This is a genomic window from Pseudomonas sp. KU43P, from assembly GCF_033095865.1.
Taxonomy (GTDB): Bacteria; Pseudomonadota; Gammaproteobacteria; order Pseudomonadales; family Pseudomonadaceae; genus Aquipseudomonas.
Genome location: NZ_AP019365.1, coordinates 58,606 through 74,897 on the forward strand (window position 1 = coordinate 58,606; position 16,292 = coordinate 74,897).

17 protein-coding genes and 1 pseudogene are annotated in these 16,292 nt (G+C 63.2%); 10 read left to right on the forward strand and 8 right to left on the reverse strand.

Annotated features, from left to right (window positions below; translation table 11 throughout):
- Positions 1-39: 39 nt before the first annotated feature.
- From ctaD to KU43P_RS00310, 3 genes are read left to right on the forward strand one after another with little or no spacing between them, the layout of a single operon-like run.
- Positions 40-1,629 carry a cytochrome c oxidase subunit I gene (gene ctaD, locus KU43P_RS00300; RefSeq protein ID WP_317660539.1) on the forward strand — a complete coding sequence of 530 codons (1,590 nt, stop codon included), beginning with the start codon at positions 40-42 and terminating at the stop codon, positions 1,627-1,629.
- Positions 1,630-1,639: 10 nt separating this feature from the next.
- A complete protein-coding gene (locus tag KU43P_RS00305) occupies positions 1,640-2,206 on the forward strand; it encodes a cytochrome c oxidase assembly protein (protein WP_317660540.1) in 567 nt (188 codons plus the stop codon).
- A 16-nt stretch (positions 2,207-2,222) separates the two neighbouring features.
- Positions 2,223-3,110 carry a cytochrome c oxidase subunit 3 gene (locus tag KU43P_RS00310; protein ID WP_317660541.1) on the forward strand — a complete coding sequence of 296 codons (888 nt, stop codon included), beginning with the start codon at positions 2,223-2,225 and terminating at the stop codon, positions 3,108-3,110.
- Positions 3,111-3,163: 53 nt separating this feature from the next.
- Here the strand turns inward: KU43P_RS00310 and KU43P_RS00315 are convergent, their stop codons facing one another.
- Entirely contained in the window at positions 3,164-3,367 is a 204-nt protein-coding gene (locus tag KU43P_RS00315; protein WP_016394254.1) for a twin transmembrane helix small protein, read from the reverse strand.
- 64 nt (positions 3,368-3,431) lie between these two features.
- Between KU43P_RS00315 and KU43P_RS00320 the strand changes: the two genes are divergently transcribed.
- The 5 genes from KU43P_RS00320 to KU43P_RS00340 are packed head-to-tail and all read left to right on the forward strand — an operon-like array spanning position 3,432 to position 7,321.
- On the forward strand, positions 3,432-4,175 hold the full coding sequence (locus KU43P_RS00320; protein ID WP_317660542.1) for an SURF1 family protein: 744 nt from the start codon (positions 3,432-3,434) through the stop codon (positions 4,173-4,175).
- Positions 4,141-4,725 (forward strand): hypothetical protein, encoded by a 585-nt coding sequence (locus KU43P_RS00325; protein WP_317660543.1) that lies wholly within the window; start codon positions 4,141-4,143, stop codon positions 4,723-4,725. Before KU43P_RS00320 ends, KU43P_RS00325 begins: the two co-directional genes overlap by 35 nt.
- Before the next feature lie 9 nt (positions 4,726-4,734).
- Complete coding sequence (locus KU43P_RS00330) at positions 4,735-5,814, forward strand: COX15/CtaA family protein (RefSeq protein WP_317660544.1); 1,080 nt, start codon at positions 4,735-4,737, stop codon at positions 5,812-5,814.
- Positions 5,799-6,692: a heme o synthase gene (gene cyoE, locus KU43P_RS00335; RefSeq protein WP_317660545.1), complete on the forward strand. Its 894-nt coding sequence runs from the start codon at positions 5,799-5,801 to the stop codon at positions 6,690-6,692. The genes KU43P_RS00330 and cyoE overlap by 16 nt, the downstream gene beginning before the upstream one ends.
- Complete coding sequence (locus tag KU43P_RS00340) at positions 6,689-7,321, forward strand: SCO family protein (protein WP_317660546.1); 633 nt, start codon at positions 6,689-6,691, stop codon at positions 7,319-7,321. Before cyoE ends, KU43P_RS00340 begins: the two co-directional genes overlap by 4 nt.
- Positions 7,322-7,442: 121 nt before the next feature.
- On the opposite strand, the gene KU43P_RS00345 is transcribed toward KU43P_RS00340, so the two are convergent.
- The 3 genes from KU43P_RS00345 to KU43P_RS00355 form a co-directional block, all read right to left on the reverse strand.
- Positions 7,443-8,213: a MetQ/NlpA family ABC transporter substrate-binding protein gene (locus KU43P_RS00345; protein ID WP_317660547.1), complete on the reverse strand. Its 771-nt coding sequence runs from the start codon at positions 8,211-8,213 to the stop codon at positions 7,443-7,445.
- A gap of 64 nt (positions 8,214-8,277) precedes the next feature.
- Positions 8,278-8,949 (reverse strand): methionine ABC transporter permease, encoded by a 672-nt coding sequence (locus KU43P_RS00350; protein WP_176515961.1) that lies wholly within the window; start codon positions 8,947-8,949, stop codon positions 8,278-8,280.
- The gene (locus tag KU43P_RS00355; protein ID WP_317660548.1) at positions 8,949-9,956 is read right to left on the reverse strand and encodes a methionine ABC transporter ATP-binding protein; all 1,008 of its coding nucleotides are present in this window, start codon (positions 9,954-9,956) and stop codon (positions 8,949-8,951) included. Before KU43P_RS00355 ends, KU43P_RS00350 begins: the two co-directional genes overlap by 1 nt.
- A 226-nt stretch (positions 9,957-10,182) precedes the next feature.
- On the opposite strand from KU43P_RS00355, the pseudogene katE reads away from it, so the two are divergent.
- A pseudogene (gene katE / locus KU43P_RS00360) lies at positions 10,183-12,323 on the forward strand (catalase HPII).
- Between the two features lie 109 nt (positions 12,324-12,432).
- Here the strand turns inward: katE and KU43P_RS00365 are convergent.
- The 4 genes from KU43P_RS00365 to zur form a co-directional block, all read right to left on the reverse strand.
- Positions 12,433-13,140 (reverse strand): PA5502 family lipoprotein, encoded by a 708-nt coding sequence (locus tag KU43P_RS00365; RefSeq protein ID WP_317660549.1) that lies wholly within the window; start codon positions 13,138-13,140, stop codon positions 12,433-12,435.
- Between the two features lie 127 nt (positions 13,141-13,267).
- The gene (gene znuB, locus KU43P_RS00370; protein WP_317660550.1) at positions 13,268-14,050 is read right to left on the reverse strand and encodes a zinc ABC transporter permease subunit ZnuB; all 783 of its coding nucleotides are present in this window, start codon (positions 14,048-14,050) and stop codon (positions 13,268-13,270) included.
- The gene (gene znuC / locus KU43P_RS00375; protein WP_317660551.1) at positions 14,043-14,816 is read right to left on the reverse strand and encodes a zinc ABC transporter ATP-binding protein ZnuC; all 774 of its coding nucleotides are present in this window, start codon (positions 14,814-14,816) and stop codon (positions 14,043-14,045) included. Before znuC ends, znuB begins: the two co-directional genes overlap by 8 nt.
- Positions 14,813-15,298, reverse strand: a complete 486-nt coding sequence (zur, locus tag KU43P_RS00380) for a zinc uptake transcriptional repressor Zur (RefSeq protein ID WP_317660552.1) — start codon at positions 15,296-15,298, stop codon at positions 14,813-14,815. Before zur ends, znuC begins: the two co-directional genes overlap by 4 nt.
- A gap of 18 nt (positions 15,299-15,316) precedes the next feature.
- Between zur and KU43P_RS00385 the strand changes: the two genes are divergently transcribed.
- Entirely contained in the window at positions 15,317-16,273 is a 957-nt protein-coding gene (locus KU43P_RS00385) for a zinc ABC transporter substrate-binding protein (protein ID WP_317660553.1), read from the forward strand.
- Positions 16,274-16,292 lie beyond the last annotated feature (19 nt).

The following is a 16,292-nucleotide window of genomic DNA, read 5'->3' on the forward strand; positions in this document are numbered from 1 at the left end:
GGCCATTCGCCGCAGTCAGTGGATTGCAGGAGACAGGACATGAGTGCAGTGATCGACGACCACGCCCACGGCCATGAGCATGCGCATGGCCCCGCCAAAGGCCTGATGCGCTGGGTGCTGACCACCAACCACAAGGACATCGGCACGATGTACCTGTGGTTCAGCTTCATGATGTTCCTGCTCGGCGGCTCGTTCGCCATGGTGATACGCGCCGAGCTGTTCCAGCCCGGGCTGCAGATCGTGGAGCCGGCGTTCTTCAACCAGATGACCACCATGCATGGCCTGATCATGGTGTTCGGTGCGGTGATGCCGGCCTTCGTCGGCCTGGCCAACTGGATGATCCCGCTGATGATCGGGGCACCGGACATGGCCTTGCCGCGGATGAACAACTTCAGCTTCTGGCTATTGCCGGCGGCGTTTCTGCTGCTGGTCTCGACCCTGTTCACCCCGGGCGGCGGGCCGAACTTCGGTTGGACCTTCTACGCCCCGCTGTCGACCACCTACGCCCCGGCCAGCGTGACCTTCTTCATCTTCGCCATCCACCTCATGGGCATCAGCTCGATCATGGGTGCGATCAACGTGATCGCTACCATCCTCAACCTGCGCGCGCCCGGCATGACCCTGATGAAAATGCCCCTGTTCGTCTGGACCTGGCTGATTACCGCATTCCTGCTGATTGCGGTGATGCCGGTGCTGGCGGGCGTGGTGACCATGATGCTGATGGACATCCACTTCGGCACCAGCTTCTTCAGCGCCGCCGGGGGCGGTGACCCGGTACTGTTCCAGCACGTGTTCTGGTTCTTCGGCCATCCCGAGGTGTACATCATGATCCTGCCGGCCTTCGGTGCGGTCAGTTCGATCATCCCGGCGTTCTCGCGCAAGCCGCTGTTCGGCTACACCTCGATGGTCTATGCCACCGGAGCGATTGCCTTCCTGTCGTTCATCGTCTGGGCTCACCACATGTTCGTGGTCGGCATCCCGGTGGTCGGCGAACTGTTCTTCATGTATGCCACCATGCTGATCGCCGTACCCACTGGGGTGAAGGTGTTCAACTGGGTCAGCACCATGTGGGAAGGTTCGCTGACCTTCGAGACGCCGATGCTGTTCGCCATCGCCTTCGTCATCCTGTTCACCATCGGTGGCTTCTCGGGGCTGATGCTGGCAATCGCTCCGGCCGACTTCCAGTACCACGACACCTACTTCGTGGTGGCGCATTTCCACTACGTGCTGGTGCCGGGGGCGATCTTCGGCATCTTCGCCTCGGCCTATTACTGGCTGCCGAAGTGGACCGGGCACATGTATGACGAAACCCTTGGCAAGCTGCACTTCTGGCTGTCGTTCATCGGTATGAACATGGCCTTCTTCCCCATGCATTTCGTTGGCCTGGCCGGCATGCCGCGGCGGATTCCGGACTATAACCTGCAGTTCGCCGACTTCAACATGGTGTCGTCGATCGGTGCCTTCATGTTCGGCGCCACGCAGATCTTCTTCCTGTTCATCGTCATCAAGTGCATCCGCGGTGGCGCGCCGGCACCCGCCAAGCCCTGGGATGGCGCCGAGGGCCTGGAGTGGTCGATCCCCTCGCCTGCGCCTTACCACACCTTCCAGACACCCCCGGAAGTGAAATAGGTATCCGCCCATGAACGGCCAACCGCTAAAACGTCTGGTTCTGCGCCTTCTGATGCTGACGGTAGTGATGTTCGCCTTCGGCTTCGCCCTGGTGCCGATCTACGACGTGATGTGCAAGGCCTTCGGCATCAATGGCAAGACCGGCGGGCAGTACGAGGGCAGCCAGGTCAGCGACATCACGCGTTCGGTGCGGGTGCAGTTCATGTCGACCAATGCCAGCGACATGGTCTGGGACTTCTACTCCACCGCCGACCAGCTCGAGGTCAACCCGGGTGCGGTCAATCAGATGATCTTCATCGCCCACAACCCGACCGACCGGCCCATGAGCGCCCAGGCCATCCCCAGCATCACCCCGGCCGAGGCGGCAGCGTACTTTCACAAGACCGAGTGCTTCTGCTTTACCCAGCAGGTGCTGCAGCCCGGCGAACGCATCGAGATGCCGGTGCGCTTCATCGTCGACCGCGACCTGCCGGCCAGCGTGAAGCACCTGACACTGGCCTACACCTTGTTCGACATCACCGCTCGCCACCCGCCGGTCGCCCACATCGCGGCGCAGGACGTCCAGGGCGCCCGTTAAGGGAAGGAGAACAGCAATGGCAAGTCATGAGCACTACTATGTTCCGGCGCAGAGCAAGTGGCCGATCATCGCCACCATCGGCATGTTCATCACGGTGTTCGGCCTGGGCACCTGGTTCAATGACCTCAAGGCGGGCCACCCCGACTCCCACGGGCCGCTTATCTTCTTCGTCGGCGCGCTGTTCCTGGCCTATATGCTGTTCGGCTGGTTCGGCTCGGTGGTCCGGGAAAGCCGTGCTGGGCTCTATAGCCCGCAGCTGGATCGATCGTTCCGCTGGGGCATGAGCTGGTTCATCTTTTCCGAAGTGATGTTCTTCATGGCCTTTTTCGGCGCGCTGTTCTATGTGCGCGTGCTGGCCGGGCCGTGGCTCGGTGGCGAGGGTGCCAAGGGGGTCGCGCACATGCTCTGGCCCAGCTTCGAGTTCACCTGGCCGTTGCTGCACACCCCAGACCCGAAACTGTTCCCGCCGCCCAAGGAAGTCATCGACCCCTGGCACCTGCCGCTGATCAACACCATCCTGCTGGTCAGTTCGAGCGTGACCATCACCATCGCCCACCATGCCCTGCGGCGTGACCATCGCGGTGCCTTGAAGCTGTGGATGGCGCTGACCATTGTGCTGGGTATCAGCTTCATCATCCTGCAGGCCTACGAGTACCACGAGGCCTACACCAAGCTGGGGCTGACTCTGGGTTCGGGGATCTATGGCGCGACCTTCTTCATGCTCACCGGCTTCCACGGTGCCCACGTGACGCTGGGCACCATCATCCTGATCGTCATGTTCGTGCGCATCCTGCGCGGGCATTTCAACCCTGAGAAACACTTCGGCTTCGAAGCGGCAAGCTGGTACTGGCACTTCGTCGATGTGGTGTGGGTGGGGCTGTTCATCTTTGTATATGTGCTCTAGGGCCCTATCGCCTTTGTGGGAGCCGGCTTGCCGGCGATGAGGCCGGTACAGAGTCAGAAGGGAGCATGAGATACAAGCTGGCCACTGATGAACCCATATGCCACCAGCCCGATGGTCAGGCTGGCCAGGGTGACCCGCACGGTCAATGCCTTGAGTAGGCGGGTCGAGTTTTCATCGTCCTTGACCAGAAACACCAGGCCACTGAACAGGCTGGCAACCGTGGCCAACAGCATCAGGACAATCGCGGCCTTGAGCATGGCGACAACTCCAGGGAGATGCAGAGATGTGGATAAGTATAGCGTTTGACCTGGCGAGCCTCCGATGAGGCCTTTTCGCCCCGGCTGGATACCAACCCTGGTGGTGCTTGCGCTGCTGCCGGGGTTGATTGCACTGGGCTGCTGGCAACTCGGCCGGGCCGAAGAAAAGCGCGCACTTCTGGATACCTATGCCCAGCGCAATGCTGATGCGCCGCTGGCCACCTCCATGCTGCTGCAAGGTGACGACACAGCCTTTCGCCGGGTCCACCTCTACGGCCGCTTCGATGCCGAGCACAGCCTACTGCTGGACAACCGCATGCGTGACGGCCAGGCCGGTGTCGAGCTGCTGCAACCCTTCCACGATCAGCCGAGCGGCTTGTGGCTGCTGATCAACCGCGGCTGGCTGGCATGGCCGGACCGCCGCGTGCCGGTGCATTTCGACACCCCGGCCCAGGCACTGGCCCTGGATGCCTCGGTGTACGTGGAGCCCGGCCGTACCTTCCAGCTACGGCCCGACCCGGAGGGCGGGCAGTGGCCGCACCTGCTGACGGCCATCCACCCTGAACAGCTATGGCAACAGCTGGGCCGCGAAGGTTTTGCCCATGAACTTCGCCTGGAACCTGGCCCGGCCAGCTATCGCCTGGACTGGCCGGTAGTTGCCTTGGGCCCGGAGAAACACCTGGGCTATGCCGTGCAGTGGTTCGCCCTGGCCACGGCGCTGGTGCTGCTCTACCTCTACTTCGGCTGGCACAACAGGAAAAAGGAGAATCACCATGGCCGCCGCCACCACTCCACTGGAAGTGCCTGAACGTCGCAAACCCAAGGCCCGCGGGCGCTTGCAGCTGATCTTGATCCTGCTGGTGGTGCTCGGCCCGATGATCCTGGCCACCAGCATGTACAAGCTCAAGTTCTGGGTGCCGGACGGTCGCAGCTATCACGGTGCGATGATCGGTAACGGTCAGACCCGGGCCGATATCGGCATTGCTGGCGAGGATGCGCGCTGGCAATTGCTGGTCAGCGCACCTGCAACCTGCGCCGAGGACTGCCAGCAACTGGTGTACCTGGCCCGGCAGATCCAGGTCGGCCTGGGCCGTGATGCAAGCCGTGCCAGCCATGCCCTGGCGGCTGCCCAGCCATTGAGTGCGGATTACCAGGCGCTGCTGGGGCGTGAGTATCCGCAGTTGCAGCGCTACACCCTGGATGCCCAGCGATATGAGCAAAAGGTCGGCGAGCCTGGCCCGCAGCTGTGGATTGTCGACCCGCACGGCAACCTGGTGCTGCGCTACGACGCCAAGGTCAACGGCAAGCATGTGCTGGACGACCTGCGCCACCTGCTCAAGCTGTCCAACATCGGCTAGGAGCCTGTCATGGCCAGACCTGGATTTCGCCTCGCTGTGTTCGCCACCCTGCTGGCCCTGCTGGTCGTCTTGCTCGGGGCCTACACCCGCCTGACCCACGCTGGCCTTGGCTGCCCCGACTGGCCGGGTTGCTATGGCTTCATCAGCGTACCCAAGACCGACGCCCAGCTGGCCCATGCCGAATTGCACTTCCCCGAGCACCCGGTGGAAGAAGCCAAGGGCTGGGCCGAGATGGTCCATCGCTACTTCGCCGGCACGCTTGCCGTGGTGATCGCCCTGCTGGCCTTCCAGGCGTTGCGGCGCCATGCCCGTGAAGGCCAGCCATATCGACTGCCGGTGCTGTTGCTGGGGGTGGTACTGGCCCAGGCGGCTTTCGGCATGTGGACGGTGACGCTGAAGCTGTGGCCGCAGGTGGTGACCGCCCACCTGCTCGGCGGCTTCACCACCCTGAGCCTCTTGTTCCTGCTATCGCTACGTCTATCCCGGGCCTTTGCGCCTTTGCCGAAACTGCCCTTGAGCTTGCGGCGAATAGCAGCCCTGGCACTGCTGGTGGTGATCGGCCAGATCGCCCTGGGCGGTTGGGTCAGCGCCAACTACGCGGCCGTTGCCTGCATCGACCTGCCCACCTGTCATGGCCAGTGGTGGCCGGCGGCAGACTTCAGCAACGGCTTTCACCTGACCCAGCACGTCGGCCCCAACTACCTGGGCGGGCAACTGGACAGCGACGCGCGCACAGCCATCCATATCAGCCACCGCCTGGGCGCGTTGATAGTCACCACCGTGCTGCTGATGCTCAGTTGGAAGCTGCACCGCTGTGGCCTGCCAGGCCTTTCGCGGCTGGTGCTGTGTGCCCTGGCGGTGCAGGTGGGGCTGGGCATCAGCAACGTGCTGTTGCACCTGCCGTTGGCCGTGGCCGTGGCGCACAACGCAGGGGGTGCGCTGCTTCTGTTGAGCATGGTGCTGGTCAACTACCGCATCCGCGTGGTCGACAAGGTGCGCGTCGGCATCGGCCAGGGCTGGCGCCTTCGGCCTGTCGCTGGCGTGGCCATCTCCCAACACATGAGGAATGGCTCGTGGCGACGCTTCTGAGTGCGCAACGTGCGGGCTGGCGCGATTACCTCGAGCTGACCAAGCCCAAGGTCGTGGTGCTGATGCTGATCACCTCGCTGGTGGGGATGTTGCTGGCAACGCGCGCGGGCGTCAGCTGGAGCGTGCTGTTGTACGGCAACCTCGGGATCGGCCTGTGCGCGGGCGGCGCGGCAGTGGTCAATCATGTGGTGGACCGGCGCATCGATGCGCTGATGGCGCGCACCCACAAGCGCCCCTTGGCCGAGGGCCGTGTCGAGCCGCTGCCGGCACTGCTGTTCGCCTTGGCTCTGTCGCTGCTGGGCATGACCTTGCTGATGGTGTTCACCAATGCCCTTACCGCCTGGCTCACCCTGGCCTCGCTGCTCGGTTATGCAGTGCTCTACACCGGCTTTCTCAAGCGCGCCACACCGCAGAACATCGTCATCGGCGGCCTGGCCGGCGCGGCGCCGCCCCTGCTTGGCTGGGTGGCGGTAAGTGGCCACATCAGTGCCGAGCCGTTGTTGCTGGTGTTGATCATCTTCGCCTGGACGCCCCCGCACTTCTGGGCCCTGGCCATCCACCGCAAGGCGGAGTACGCCAAGGCCGATATCCCGATGCTGCCGGTGACCCACGGCGAGCGCTACACCAAACTGCACATCCTGCTCTACAGCCTGATTCTGCTGGCGGTGACCCTGCTGCCCTATGCCATCCACATGAGCGGCCCGCTGTACCTGGCCTGTGCCCTCGCACTGGGCCTGCGCTTCCTGCATTGGGCCTGGGTGTTGTACCGTGGCAGCCGGCCGCACGCGGCGATCGGCACCTTCAAGTACTCTATCGGCTACCTGTTCGCGCTGTTCATCGCGTTGCTCGTTGACCACTACCTGTTGCTGAGCTTATGACCCGAACCCAGAAAACCGTCTTCATCCTCGTTGCCGTGGTCGCGCTGATCATGGGCCTGACCGTCAACAAGGTACTCAATGGCCGTAACCAGCCAAACCCTGCCGAGCTGATCGATGCCGGTATCATCCTGCTCCCCCAAAGCCGCACGGTGGCCGATGTGACCATGACCAACCAGGACGGCCAGCCGGTGAAGCTGGACGATCTCAAGGGTAAATGGTCGCTGCTGTTCTTCGGCTATACCTACTGCCCGGACATCTGCCCGACCACCCTGGCCCAGTTGCGCCAGGTGAAGAGCGAGCTGCCCAAAGAGGCTGTGGACCGCTTGCAGGTGGTGCTGGTGAGCGTGGATCCGAACCGCGATACGCCTAACCAGCTCAAGCAGTACCTGGGCTACTTCGACAAGGATTTCGTGGGGGTGGCGGGGTCGATCGAGGATACCCAGAAGCTCGCCAATGCCTTGAGCATTCCGTTCATTCCGGCGGATACCAGCAAGCCGGGGTATACCGTGGATCACAGCGGCAACCTGGCCATCGTCGGGCCAGATGGGCGTCAGCGTGGGTTCATTCGTGCGCCGTTCAACAACCAGAAGCTGGTGGCGCAGCTGCCGGGGCTGGTCAAGCGGGATTGATGTCGTGCCCAAAAGCATCGCCGGCAAGCCGGCTCCCACAGAGAGCGCGCATAGCCAGAGGCTCGCGCTGTACCTGTGGGAGCCGGCTTGCCGGCGATTGGGGGCAACGAATTACTAAGACTTAGAACGCCGGAACCACTGCGCCTTTGTACTTCTCGTTGATGAACTGCTTCACCTCAGGCGAGTGCAGCGCAGCCGCCAGTTTCTTCATGTCTTCCGAGTCCTTGTTGTCCGGGCGGGCAACCAGGATGTTCACGTAAGGCGAGTCGCTGCCTTCGATGGCCAGCGCGTCCTTCTCCGGGTTCAGCTTGGCTTCCAGCGCGTAGTTGGTGTTGATCAGGGCGGCATCGACCTGGGTCAGCACGCGCGGGATGGTGGCTGCTTCCAGCTCGCGGAATTTCACGTTCTTCGGGTTTTCGACAACATCCTTCACGGTCGACAGGATCTTGCTGTTGTCCTTGAGCTTGATCACGCCCTCCTTGTCCAGCAGCAGCAGGGCACGGCCGCCGTTGGTGGCGTCATTGGGAATGACCACGGTAGCGCCCGAAGGCAGCTCGTCGAGCTTCTTGAGCTTGGAGGAGTAAACGCCCAGCGGCTCGATGTGCACGCCGGTCACGCTGACCAGCTGGGTGTGCTTGGCCTTGTTGAACTCATCCAGGTACGGCTGGTGCTGGAAGAAGTTGGCGTCCAGGCGCTTTTCGGCCACTTGCACGTTCGGCTGGATGTAGTCGGTGAATTCCTTCACCTTGAGGTTTACACCTTCCTTTTCCAGCTGAGGTTTGACGAAGTTCAGGATCTCGGCGTGCGGCACCGGGGTGGCGGCAACGGTGAGGTCACCGGCATGGACCGAGAAGGCCGCAACGGCGGCAGCAACAGCAAGCAGCTTCTTCATGAATCACTCCTTGTGAGGGCCGCGACGGCCCCCGAACGGGTCGGCCGGGCCGACCCCATTGGGGTTACTTACGGGAAAAATGCACCACCAGTTTGTCGCCCACGCTCTGCAGGACTTGAACCAGTACCAGCAACAACACCACGGTGACCACCATGACGTCGGTCTGGAAGCGCTGGTAGCCGAAGCGGATGGCCAGGTCGCCCAGGCCGCCGGCGCCGACCACACCGGCCATTGCGGTGTACGACACCAGAGTGATGGCGGTGACGGTGATGGCGGCAAAGATGCCCGGCCGGGCCTCTGGCAGCAGTGCGTTGGTGATGATCTGGCGGGTGGTGGCACCCATCGACTGGGTGGCCTCGATGATGCCGCGGTCCACTTCACGCAGGGCGGTTTCCACCAGGCGTGCGAAGAACGGCGTGGCACCTACCACCAGCGGCGGAATGGCGCCGGCCACGCCCAGCGAGGTGCCGGTGATCAGTACGGTGATCGGGATCATCACGATCAGCAGGATGATGAACGGCAGCGAGCGCAGGATGTTGACCACCAGCGACAGCAGCGCGTACACGCCCTTCTGCTCGAACATCTGGCGTGGGCCGCAGAGGAACAGCAGCACGCCCAGCGGCAGGCCCAGCAGCACGGTGAAGAACAGCGAGCCGAACAGCATGATCATGGTGTCGATGGTGGCCAGCCAGATTTCGGCCCAGTCGACGTTGGCAAAGAAATTCAGGGCATCCATCAACGCAGTACCTCCATATGTACGTCAGCTGCCTTGAAGCGGTCGAACGCCGCTTCCATGTCGCCGCCAGTGACGGCCAGGGTCAGCTGCCCATAGGGCACATCCTTGATACGGTCGATACGCCCGGCGAGGATGCTGTAGTCCACACCGGTTTCGCGGGCCACGGTGCCCAGCAGCGGCGCATAGGTGGCGTCGCCCTGGAAGGTCAGGCGAATGATGCGGCCCGGTACGTGGGCGAAGTCGTCGCGCTGTTCGCTTTCGTCGACCTGCTCGTCTTCCTGGACGAAGCGCTTGGTGGTCGGGTGTTGCGGGTGCAGGAACACCTCCGCTACCGAGCCCTGCTCGACAATCTGCCCGGCATCCATCACTGCCACGCGGTCGCAGACCCGGCGAATCACGTCCATTTCATGGGTGATCAGCACGATGGTCAGTTTCAGCTCACGGTTGATCTCCGCCAGCAGTTGCAGCACCGACGCCGTGGTCTGCGGGTCGAGGGCACTGGTGGCCTCGTCGCACAGCAGGATTTTCGGGTTGGTGGACAGGGCACGGGCGATGCCGACGCGCTGCTTCTGGCCGCCGGACAGCTGCGCCGGATACTTCCTGGCGTGGTCCTGCAGGCCGACGCGGGCGAGCAGTTCGCTGACGCGCTTGTCGATTTCGCTGCGCGACAACTCACCGGCCAGGGTCAGCGGCAGGGCGACGTTGTCGGCGACAGTCTTGGAGGCCAGCAGGTTGAAGTGCTGGAAGATCATGCCCACCTGCTGGCGGAAGCCGCGCAGCTGATTGGCGTTGAACGCGGTGACGTCTTCGCCGTCGACAATGATCTTGCCGCCGGAAGGCTCTTCCAGGCGGTTGATCAGGCGCAGCAGGGTGCTTTTGCCCGCGCCGGAATGGCCGATCAGGCCGAACACCTGGCCGTCTTCGATGGTCAGGCTGGTCGGGTTCAGTGCGGGGATTTCCCTACCGGCGACGCGGTAGGTCTTGTGTACATGTTGGAACTCGATCACGTAGCGAACCTTGTGGGGCGCATGGAATTTGGGGTCAGCGGTTAGCTGGGGTGGCGCATTTTAGCCTTTTCCCATAGTTGTTCTTAGCATTTATTTCGTAATGGACCAATCCATCCGGCATAACGCGACAACCGGTAAAGCTAATTGAACGTAGCCAAAGGCCCTCCAGTCACTACTAGACAAGCCCGAATGGGCACCGCCTGAAGACTGACGAGGAGAGCCGACCATGCCCAGCAAGAAAACGGACGCGCCCAAGCACAGCGAGGCTGGCACCCAGACCCCTGACCGGGCCAACACCAACGCCAAGTTGCAGAGCCTGGAAACCTTTCGCAGCGATGCCACTGGCCAGGCCTTGCGTACCAACCAGGGGGTAAAGGTTGCCGACAATCAGAACAGCCTCAAGGCTGGGGCACGCGGGCCATCGTTGCTCGAAGACTTCATCATGCGCGAGAAGATCACCCACTTCGACCACGAGCGCATCCCTGAACGCATCGTTCACGCCCGTGGTACCGGGGCCCATGGCTATTTCCAGAGCTACGGCAACCATGCTGAGCTGACCAAGGCCGGTTTCCTGCAAGACCCAGAAAAGATCACCCCGGTATTCGTGCGTTTTTCCACTGTGCAGGGGCCGCGTGGCTCGGGTGACACAGTGCGCGATGTGCGTGGCTTTGCCGTGAAGTTTTACACCGATGAAGGCAATTTCGACCTGGTAGGCAACAACATGCCGGTGTTCTTCATCCAGGATGCGATCAAGTTTCCCGACTTCGTGCACGCGGTAAAGCCCGAACCGCACAACGAGATGCCCACAGGCGGCTCGGCACACGATACGTTCTGGGACTTCGTATCGCTGGTGCCGGAGTCGGCGCACATGGTCATCTGGGCCATGTCCGACCGGGCCATCCCGCGTAGCCTGCGGATGATGGAAGGTTTCGGCGTGCACACTTTCCGCATGATCAATGCCGAAGGCGTGGCCAGCTTCGTCAAGTTCCACTGGAAGCCTCGTCAGGGCGTGCATTCGGTGCTGTGGGACGAAGCCCAGAAGCTGGCCGGCAAGGACACCGACTACCACCGCCGTGACCTGTGGGACGCGATCGAGACCGGCGACTACCCGGAATGGGAGCTCGGCGTGCAAATCGTCCCTGAGGCCGACGAGCACAAGTTCGATTTCGACCTGCTCGACCCCACCAAGCTGATTCCTGAAGAGCTGGTCCCGGTGACGCCGCTGGGCAAAATGGTGCTCAACCGTAACCCGGACAACTTCTTCGCCGAAACCGAGCAGGTGGCCTTCTGCCCCGGGCATATCGTGCCGGGCATCGACTTCAGCAACGACCCGCTGCTGCAAGGGCGGCTGTTCTCCTACACCGACACGCAGATCAGCCGGCTGGGTGGGCCGAATTTCCACGAAATCCCGATCAACCGGCCCGTGGCGCCGAACCACAGCAGCCAGCGCGATGCCATGCACCGCATGACCATCGACAAGGGCCGAGCGTCCTACGAACCCAACTCGATCGACGGTGGCTGGCCCAGGGAGACGCCACCCGCCGCGCAGGATGGTGGCTTCGAGAGTTATCAAGAGCGCATCGAGGCACATAAGATCCGCCAGCGCAGTGAGTCGTTCGGCGATCACTTCTCCCAGGCGCGGCTGTTCTTCCAGAGCATGAGCCCGACCGAACAGCAGCACATCATCAAGGCCTACAGTTTCGAACTGGGCAAGGTGGAGCGCGAGGAGATCCGCATCCGTGAGGTGAACGAGATCCTGGCCAACATCGACCTGAAGCTGGCAGCGGCAGTGGCAAGCAACCTCGGGTTACCGGCGCCCAAGCAGGGCACGGTCCAGGTGAAAGGTAGCAAACCCGCGCAATCCAAGGCCTTGAGCCAGATGAACCATCCCGGGGATGTGGGCATCAAGGGGCGCAAGATCGCCGTGCTGGTGGCTGATGGTGTGGATGCTGCGAGTGTGGACAAGTTGGTCAAGGCGCTCGAAGCGCACAGTGCCCGGCCGATGCTGCTGGGGCCGACTTCGGCACCGGTGAAGACGGCTGATGGCAAGCCGCTGAAGGTGGATGCCTCGGTCGAAGGCATGCCATCGATCATGTTTGACGGGTTCGTCGTCCCGGGGGGAAAGGTTCGTTCGATGCGCTGGGTGCCAGTGGCGTGGCCAAGCACTTCCTGCTCGAGGGCTACAAGCATCTGAAGGCGATGGCGCTGGCCAAGGAGGCCAAGGCATTGCTGAGTAGCTTGGGGTTGAAGGAGGACAAGGGGTTGCTGCTGGGAGATGACCAGAAGACGGTGGATGCCTTTGTCAAAGCCGTGGAAGGGCATCGGGTCTGGGAGCGGGAAGCGGCTGCGGAGGGGGTTCCTGCCTGATCGGTGTCGTCTTCATCGCCGGCAAGTCGGCTCCCACAGGGTCACCACAGGTTTGAGGGCCTGTGGGGCTCCCTGTGGGAGCCGGCTTCCGGCGATGGGGCTTTGAACATCACTGCTGATGCGGAACCAGTACCACCTGCGCCGGCATCTTGCGCTGAATCTCGTGCTTCTGTTTCAGCTCGAAACCACTGTCGATCTTGTGCACCCGCTTCTCCAGCAGGTTCTTCAACCAAGGTGCGTCATCGGTACGCGGCACCTGGAACACCACCTCGCACTGGTAATTCACCACGTCCTTGGCAATTTCATCGAGCTGGCGGCGCATGGCGGCAATGTCCGTGGTCTTCAGCGCAATCACCGTGCTCGGTGCAGTCGGGTCGATCACCCGCGCCTTGGGCTTGGCCTCGGCAGCTTTCAAGGCCGCTTCGGCTTTCTCCAGTTCAGCCTTGCGCGCCTGGGTCACGGCGTCACCGCCCGTGACGGCCGGCGCCTGCGGCATCAGCGCACGGGCACGGGCCAGCGCGGTCGCGGCGGCGTTGACATCGCCCTTTTGCAACACGATCTGACTGCGTTTGAGGTAGGCCTCGGCCAATTGGCGCTGGTATTGCTCCAGGCGCGCGTCATCGGGCGACTGGGCCTGCAAGGCGGCCAGCTGGTCTTCGGCGGTAGCCAGCTCATTGCTGGCGATATTTTGTTGCAGCTGCTGCCAGGCATCGGCTTGGGCAGGTGCATCGGCCTGCTCGACCGGCGCGCTGGAACACGCGGCCAGGAACAGGGAAAACGCGGCAACAAGCAGATAACGGGATGCGAACGGCTTCATTCCTGCGACTCTCTATTTGCGCAAAAAGCGAGCAAGTCTACACCCAGGTGCGCACGCTCGAAAACAGGTCTTACAGACCCTTTACCCGTGAAAAGGTTGCAGGGCACGCCGCTGCGTACCCCACTTTTCAGCGTTTTGGCAGGGCCAGGCTCAGCAAGAATAGCACTGCCGCGCAGACCACGATCGATGGGCCGGCAGGGGTGTCCTTGAACCAGGACATGGCCAGGCCACTGCAAACGGCAGTCACGCCGAGCAGGCTGGCGCCCAGCGCCATCTGCTCGGGCGAGCGAGCGTGGCGCTGCGCCGCAGCGGCCGGAATGATCAACAGCGAAGTGATCAACAATACGCCGACAATCTTCATGGCCACCGCGATGACCACGGCAATCAGTAGCATCAACGCCATGCGCAGGGCGGCCACGGGCAAGCCTTCGACCATGGCCAGCTCTTCGTGCACGGTGATCGCCAGTAGCGGCCGCCACAATGCTGCCAGCAGCAGCAACACCAGCGCACTGCCGCCGAGGATCCAGCCCAGGTCACCAGGGCTGATAGCCAGCAGGTCACCGAACAGGTAGGCCATGAGGTCGATGCGCACGTCCTTCATGAAGCTCAGTACCACCAGGCCCAGCGACAGGGTGCTTGGCGCGAGGATACCGAGCAAGGTGTCCGAGGCCAGCGGCTGGCGCTGCTGCAGAGTGACTAGGAGTATGGCCAGCAGCAGACAGCCGACGGTGACCGCCAGCGCCGGGCTAACATCCAGCACGAAGCCGAGGGCCACGCCGAGCAAGGCGGCGTGGGACAGGGTATCGCCAAAATAGGCCATGCGCCGCCACACCACGAAGGAGCCCAGCGGGCCCGCTACCAGCGCCAGTGAAAGGCCCGCAAGCAAGGCGTAGAGAAGAAAATCAGCCATGCTTGCAGTGCTCTCCGTGAACATGGGGGCCAGGGGCAACCACCGAACCGTGCAGGTCGTGGCTGTGATCGTGGTGGTGGTGATAGATGGCCAGGCTCGGGGCGTTCTGGCCGAACAGCTCGACGAAGGCCGGGTCGTTGCTGACCTGCTCGGGGTGGCCCGAGCAACACACGTGGCGGTTGAGGCAGACCACCTGGTCGGTGGCGCTCATCACCAGATGCAGGTCGTGCGAAACCATCAGCACGCCACACCCGTGGCGGTCGCGCAGGCGGGTAATGAGGTTGTACAGCTCGGTCTGGCCGACCACGTCGACGCCCTGCACGGGCTCGTCCAGCACCAGCAGCTGCGGTTCGCGCAGCAGCGCCCGGGCCAGCAGCACGCGCTGCATCTCGCCACCGGATATGGTCTGGATCGGGCTGTCGATCACCTGCTCGGCGCCGACTTCCTGTAGTGCCGAGAGGGCTGCCGCGCGGTCTACACCGGGTACCAGACGGAGGAAGCGCAGCACCGAAAGCGGCAGCGTGGCATCTACCTGGATCTTCTGAGGCATGTAGCCGATGCGCAGCTTCGGTTTGCGCCACACCTTACCGCGGTGTGGCTTGAGCAAACCGAGCACGGCGCGCACCAGCGTGGTCTTGCCGGCGCCGTTGGGGCCGATCAGTGTCACGATTTGGCCGGGCGCTACCGACAGGTCGATGCTGTCGAGCACCGCCTCGCCGCCGAAGTTGACGCCGACCTGCTCGAGCCGGATCAGGGCGTCGCTCATGCCGCCCCCCGGCAGTTGCCGCACAGGCCGACGATTTCCACCGTCTGCGTCTCGACAGTGAAGCCCACGCCCTTGGCGCTGTTGACGATGGCGTCGCTGATGCTGTCCTGCTCAAGCTCGATGGCCACGTGGCACACGCGGCAGATCAGGAACTGGCCATGGTGGGCGTGTTCCGGGTGGCTGCAACCAATGAAGGCGTTGAGCGAGGCGATGCGGTGCACCAGGCCGTTTTCCAGGAGAAAGTCCAGGGCACGGTACACGGTAGGCGGCGCGGCGCGGCGGCCATCCTGCTCGCTGAGCACGGCGAGGATATCGTAGGCGCCCAGCGGCTTGTGGCTCTGCCAAACCAGTTCCAGCACGCGGCGGCGCAGTGCGGTAAGGCGCAGGCCTTGGCGCGCGCACAGGGTGTCGGCTTCGGCCAACGCGCTGTGCACGCAATGGGAGTGGTCGTGGGGACGGTGAGCCAGCGGCGTGATGGACATGGGCAGCGACGGTTCTGGATGGAGACGTTATTATGTTACCTGTTTCTGACGACTCGAGTATTCACCGTGTCCCGATTCCTAGTGCTTTTTGTCGCTTTCATCGCCTGCTCGGCCCAGGCCGATGTACGCGTGCTCACCAGTATCAAGCCTCTGCAGCAAATTGCTGCTGCCGTACAGGACGGCGTGGGCAGCCCTGACGTGCTGCTGCCTCCCGGTGCCTCGCCACACCACTATGCCCTGCGCCCGTCCGATGTGCGGCGGGTGGGTGATGCCGACCTGCTGTACTGGATCGGCCCCGACATGGAGAACTTCCTGCCGCGGGTGCTAGGCAGCCGCAGCAAGCCCACGGTCGCCGTGCAGTCGTTGCAGGGGCTGCAGTTGCGTCACTTCGCAGAGGACAGTCACTCCCACGAGGAAGACGACCACGACGAGCATGACCACGATCACCGCCCGGGTAGCCTGGACGCGCACCTGTGGCTGTCGTCGGCCAATGCGCGGGTCATCGCGGCGAAGATGGCGGCGGACCTGGCGGCGGCGGACCCGGCCAATGCGGCGCGCTACCAGAGCAACCTGAAGGCATTCAGCGAGCGTCTGGATGGACTGGATGCACGCATCAAGGCGCGTGTGGCGGGTATCGCCGACAAGCCCTACTTCGTCTTCCACGAGGCGTTCGACTACTTCGAGTCGGCCTATGGGCTGAAGCACACCGGTGTGTTCAGTGTGGCCTCGGAGGTGCAGCCGGGGGCGCAGCATGTAGCCGCCATGCGCAAGCGCCTGCAGGAAGTGGGCAAGACCTGTGTGTTCAGCGAGCCGCCGCTGCGGCCGCGGTTGGCGGAGACGCTGACGGCGGGGTTGCCGGTGCGGTTGGCCGAGCTGGATGCCCTGGGGGGTAGCGACCCGGTGGATGCCAAGGGGTACGAACGCTTGCTGGAGAAGCTGGGCAGTGACCTGGTGGGGTGCCTGGAGCAGTTGTGATGGCTGGGCTGGCCCTATC

Bases quoted from the DNA above. Each gene is read 5' to 3' on its own strand.
- KU43P_RS00315 (WP_016394254.1), bottom strand. From the start codon at position 3,367: ATGCTCAAGGCCGCGATTGTCCTGATGCTGTTGGCCACGGTTGCCAGC.
- KU43P_RS00325 (WP_317660543.1), top strand. From the start codon at position 4,141: ATGGCCGCCGCCACCACTCCACTGGAAGTGCCTGAACGTCGCAAACCC.
- ctaD (WP_317660539.1), top strand. From the start codon at position 40: ATGAGTGCAGTGATCGACGACCACGCCCACGGCCATGAGCATGCGCAT.
- zur (WP_317660552.1), bottom strand. From the start codon at position 15,298: ATGTCCATCACGCCGCTGGCTCACCGTCCCCACGACCACTCCCATTGC.
- KU43P_RS00320 (WP_317660542.1), top strand. From the start codon at position 3,432: ATGAGGCCTTTTCGCCCCGGCTGGATACCAACCCTGGTGGTGCTTGCG.
- znuC (WP_317660551.1), bottom strand. From the start codon at position 14,816: ATGAGCGACGCCCTGATCCGGCTCGAGCAGGTCGGCGTCAACTTCGGC.
- KU43P_RS00350 (WP_176515961.1), bottom strand. From the start codon at position 8,949: ATGGATGCCCTGAATTTCTTTGCCAACGTCGACTGGGCCGAAATCTGG.
- KU43P_RS00340 (WP_317660546.1), top strand. From the start codon at position 6,689: ATGACCCGAACCCAGAAAACCGTCTTCATCCTCGTTGCCGTGGTCGCG.
- znuB (WP_317660550.1), bottom strand. From the start codon at position 14,050: ATGGCTGATTTTCTTCTCTACGCCTTGCTTGCGGGCCTTTCACTGGCG.
- KU43P_RS00345 (WP_317660547.1), bottom strand. From the start codon at position 8,213: ATGAAGAAGCTGCTTGCTGTTGCTGCCGCCGTTGCGGCCTTCTCGGTC.
- KU43P_RS00365 (WP_317660549.1), bottom strand. From the start codon at position 13,140: ATGAAGCCGTTCGCATCCCGTTATCTGCTTGTTGCCGCGTTTTCCCTG.
- KU43P_RS00305 (WP_317660540.1), top strand. From the start codon at position 1,640: ATGAACGGCCAACCGCTAAAACGTCTGGTTCTGCGCCTTCTGATGCTG.
- KU43P_RS00310 (WP_317660541.1), top strand. From the start codon at position 2,223: ATGGCAAGTCATGAGCACTACTATGTTCCGGCGCAGAGCAAGTGGCCG.
- KU43P_RS00330 (WP_317660544.1), top strand. From the start codon at position 4,735: ATGGCCAGACCTGGATTTCGCCTCGCTGTGTTCGCCACCCTGCTGGCC.
- KU43P_RS00385 (WP_317660553.1), top strand. From the start codon at position 15,317: ATGGAGACGTTATTATGTTACCTGTTTCTGACGACTCGAGTATTCACC.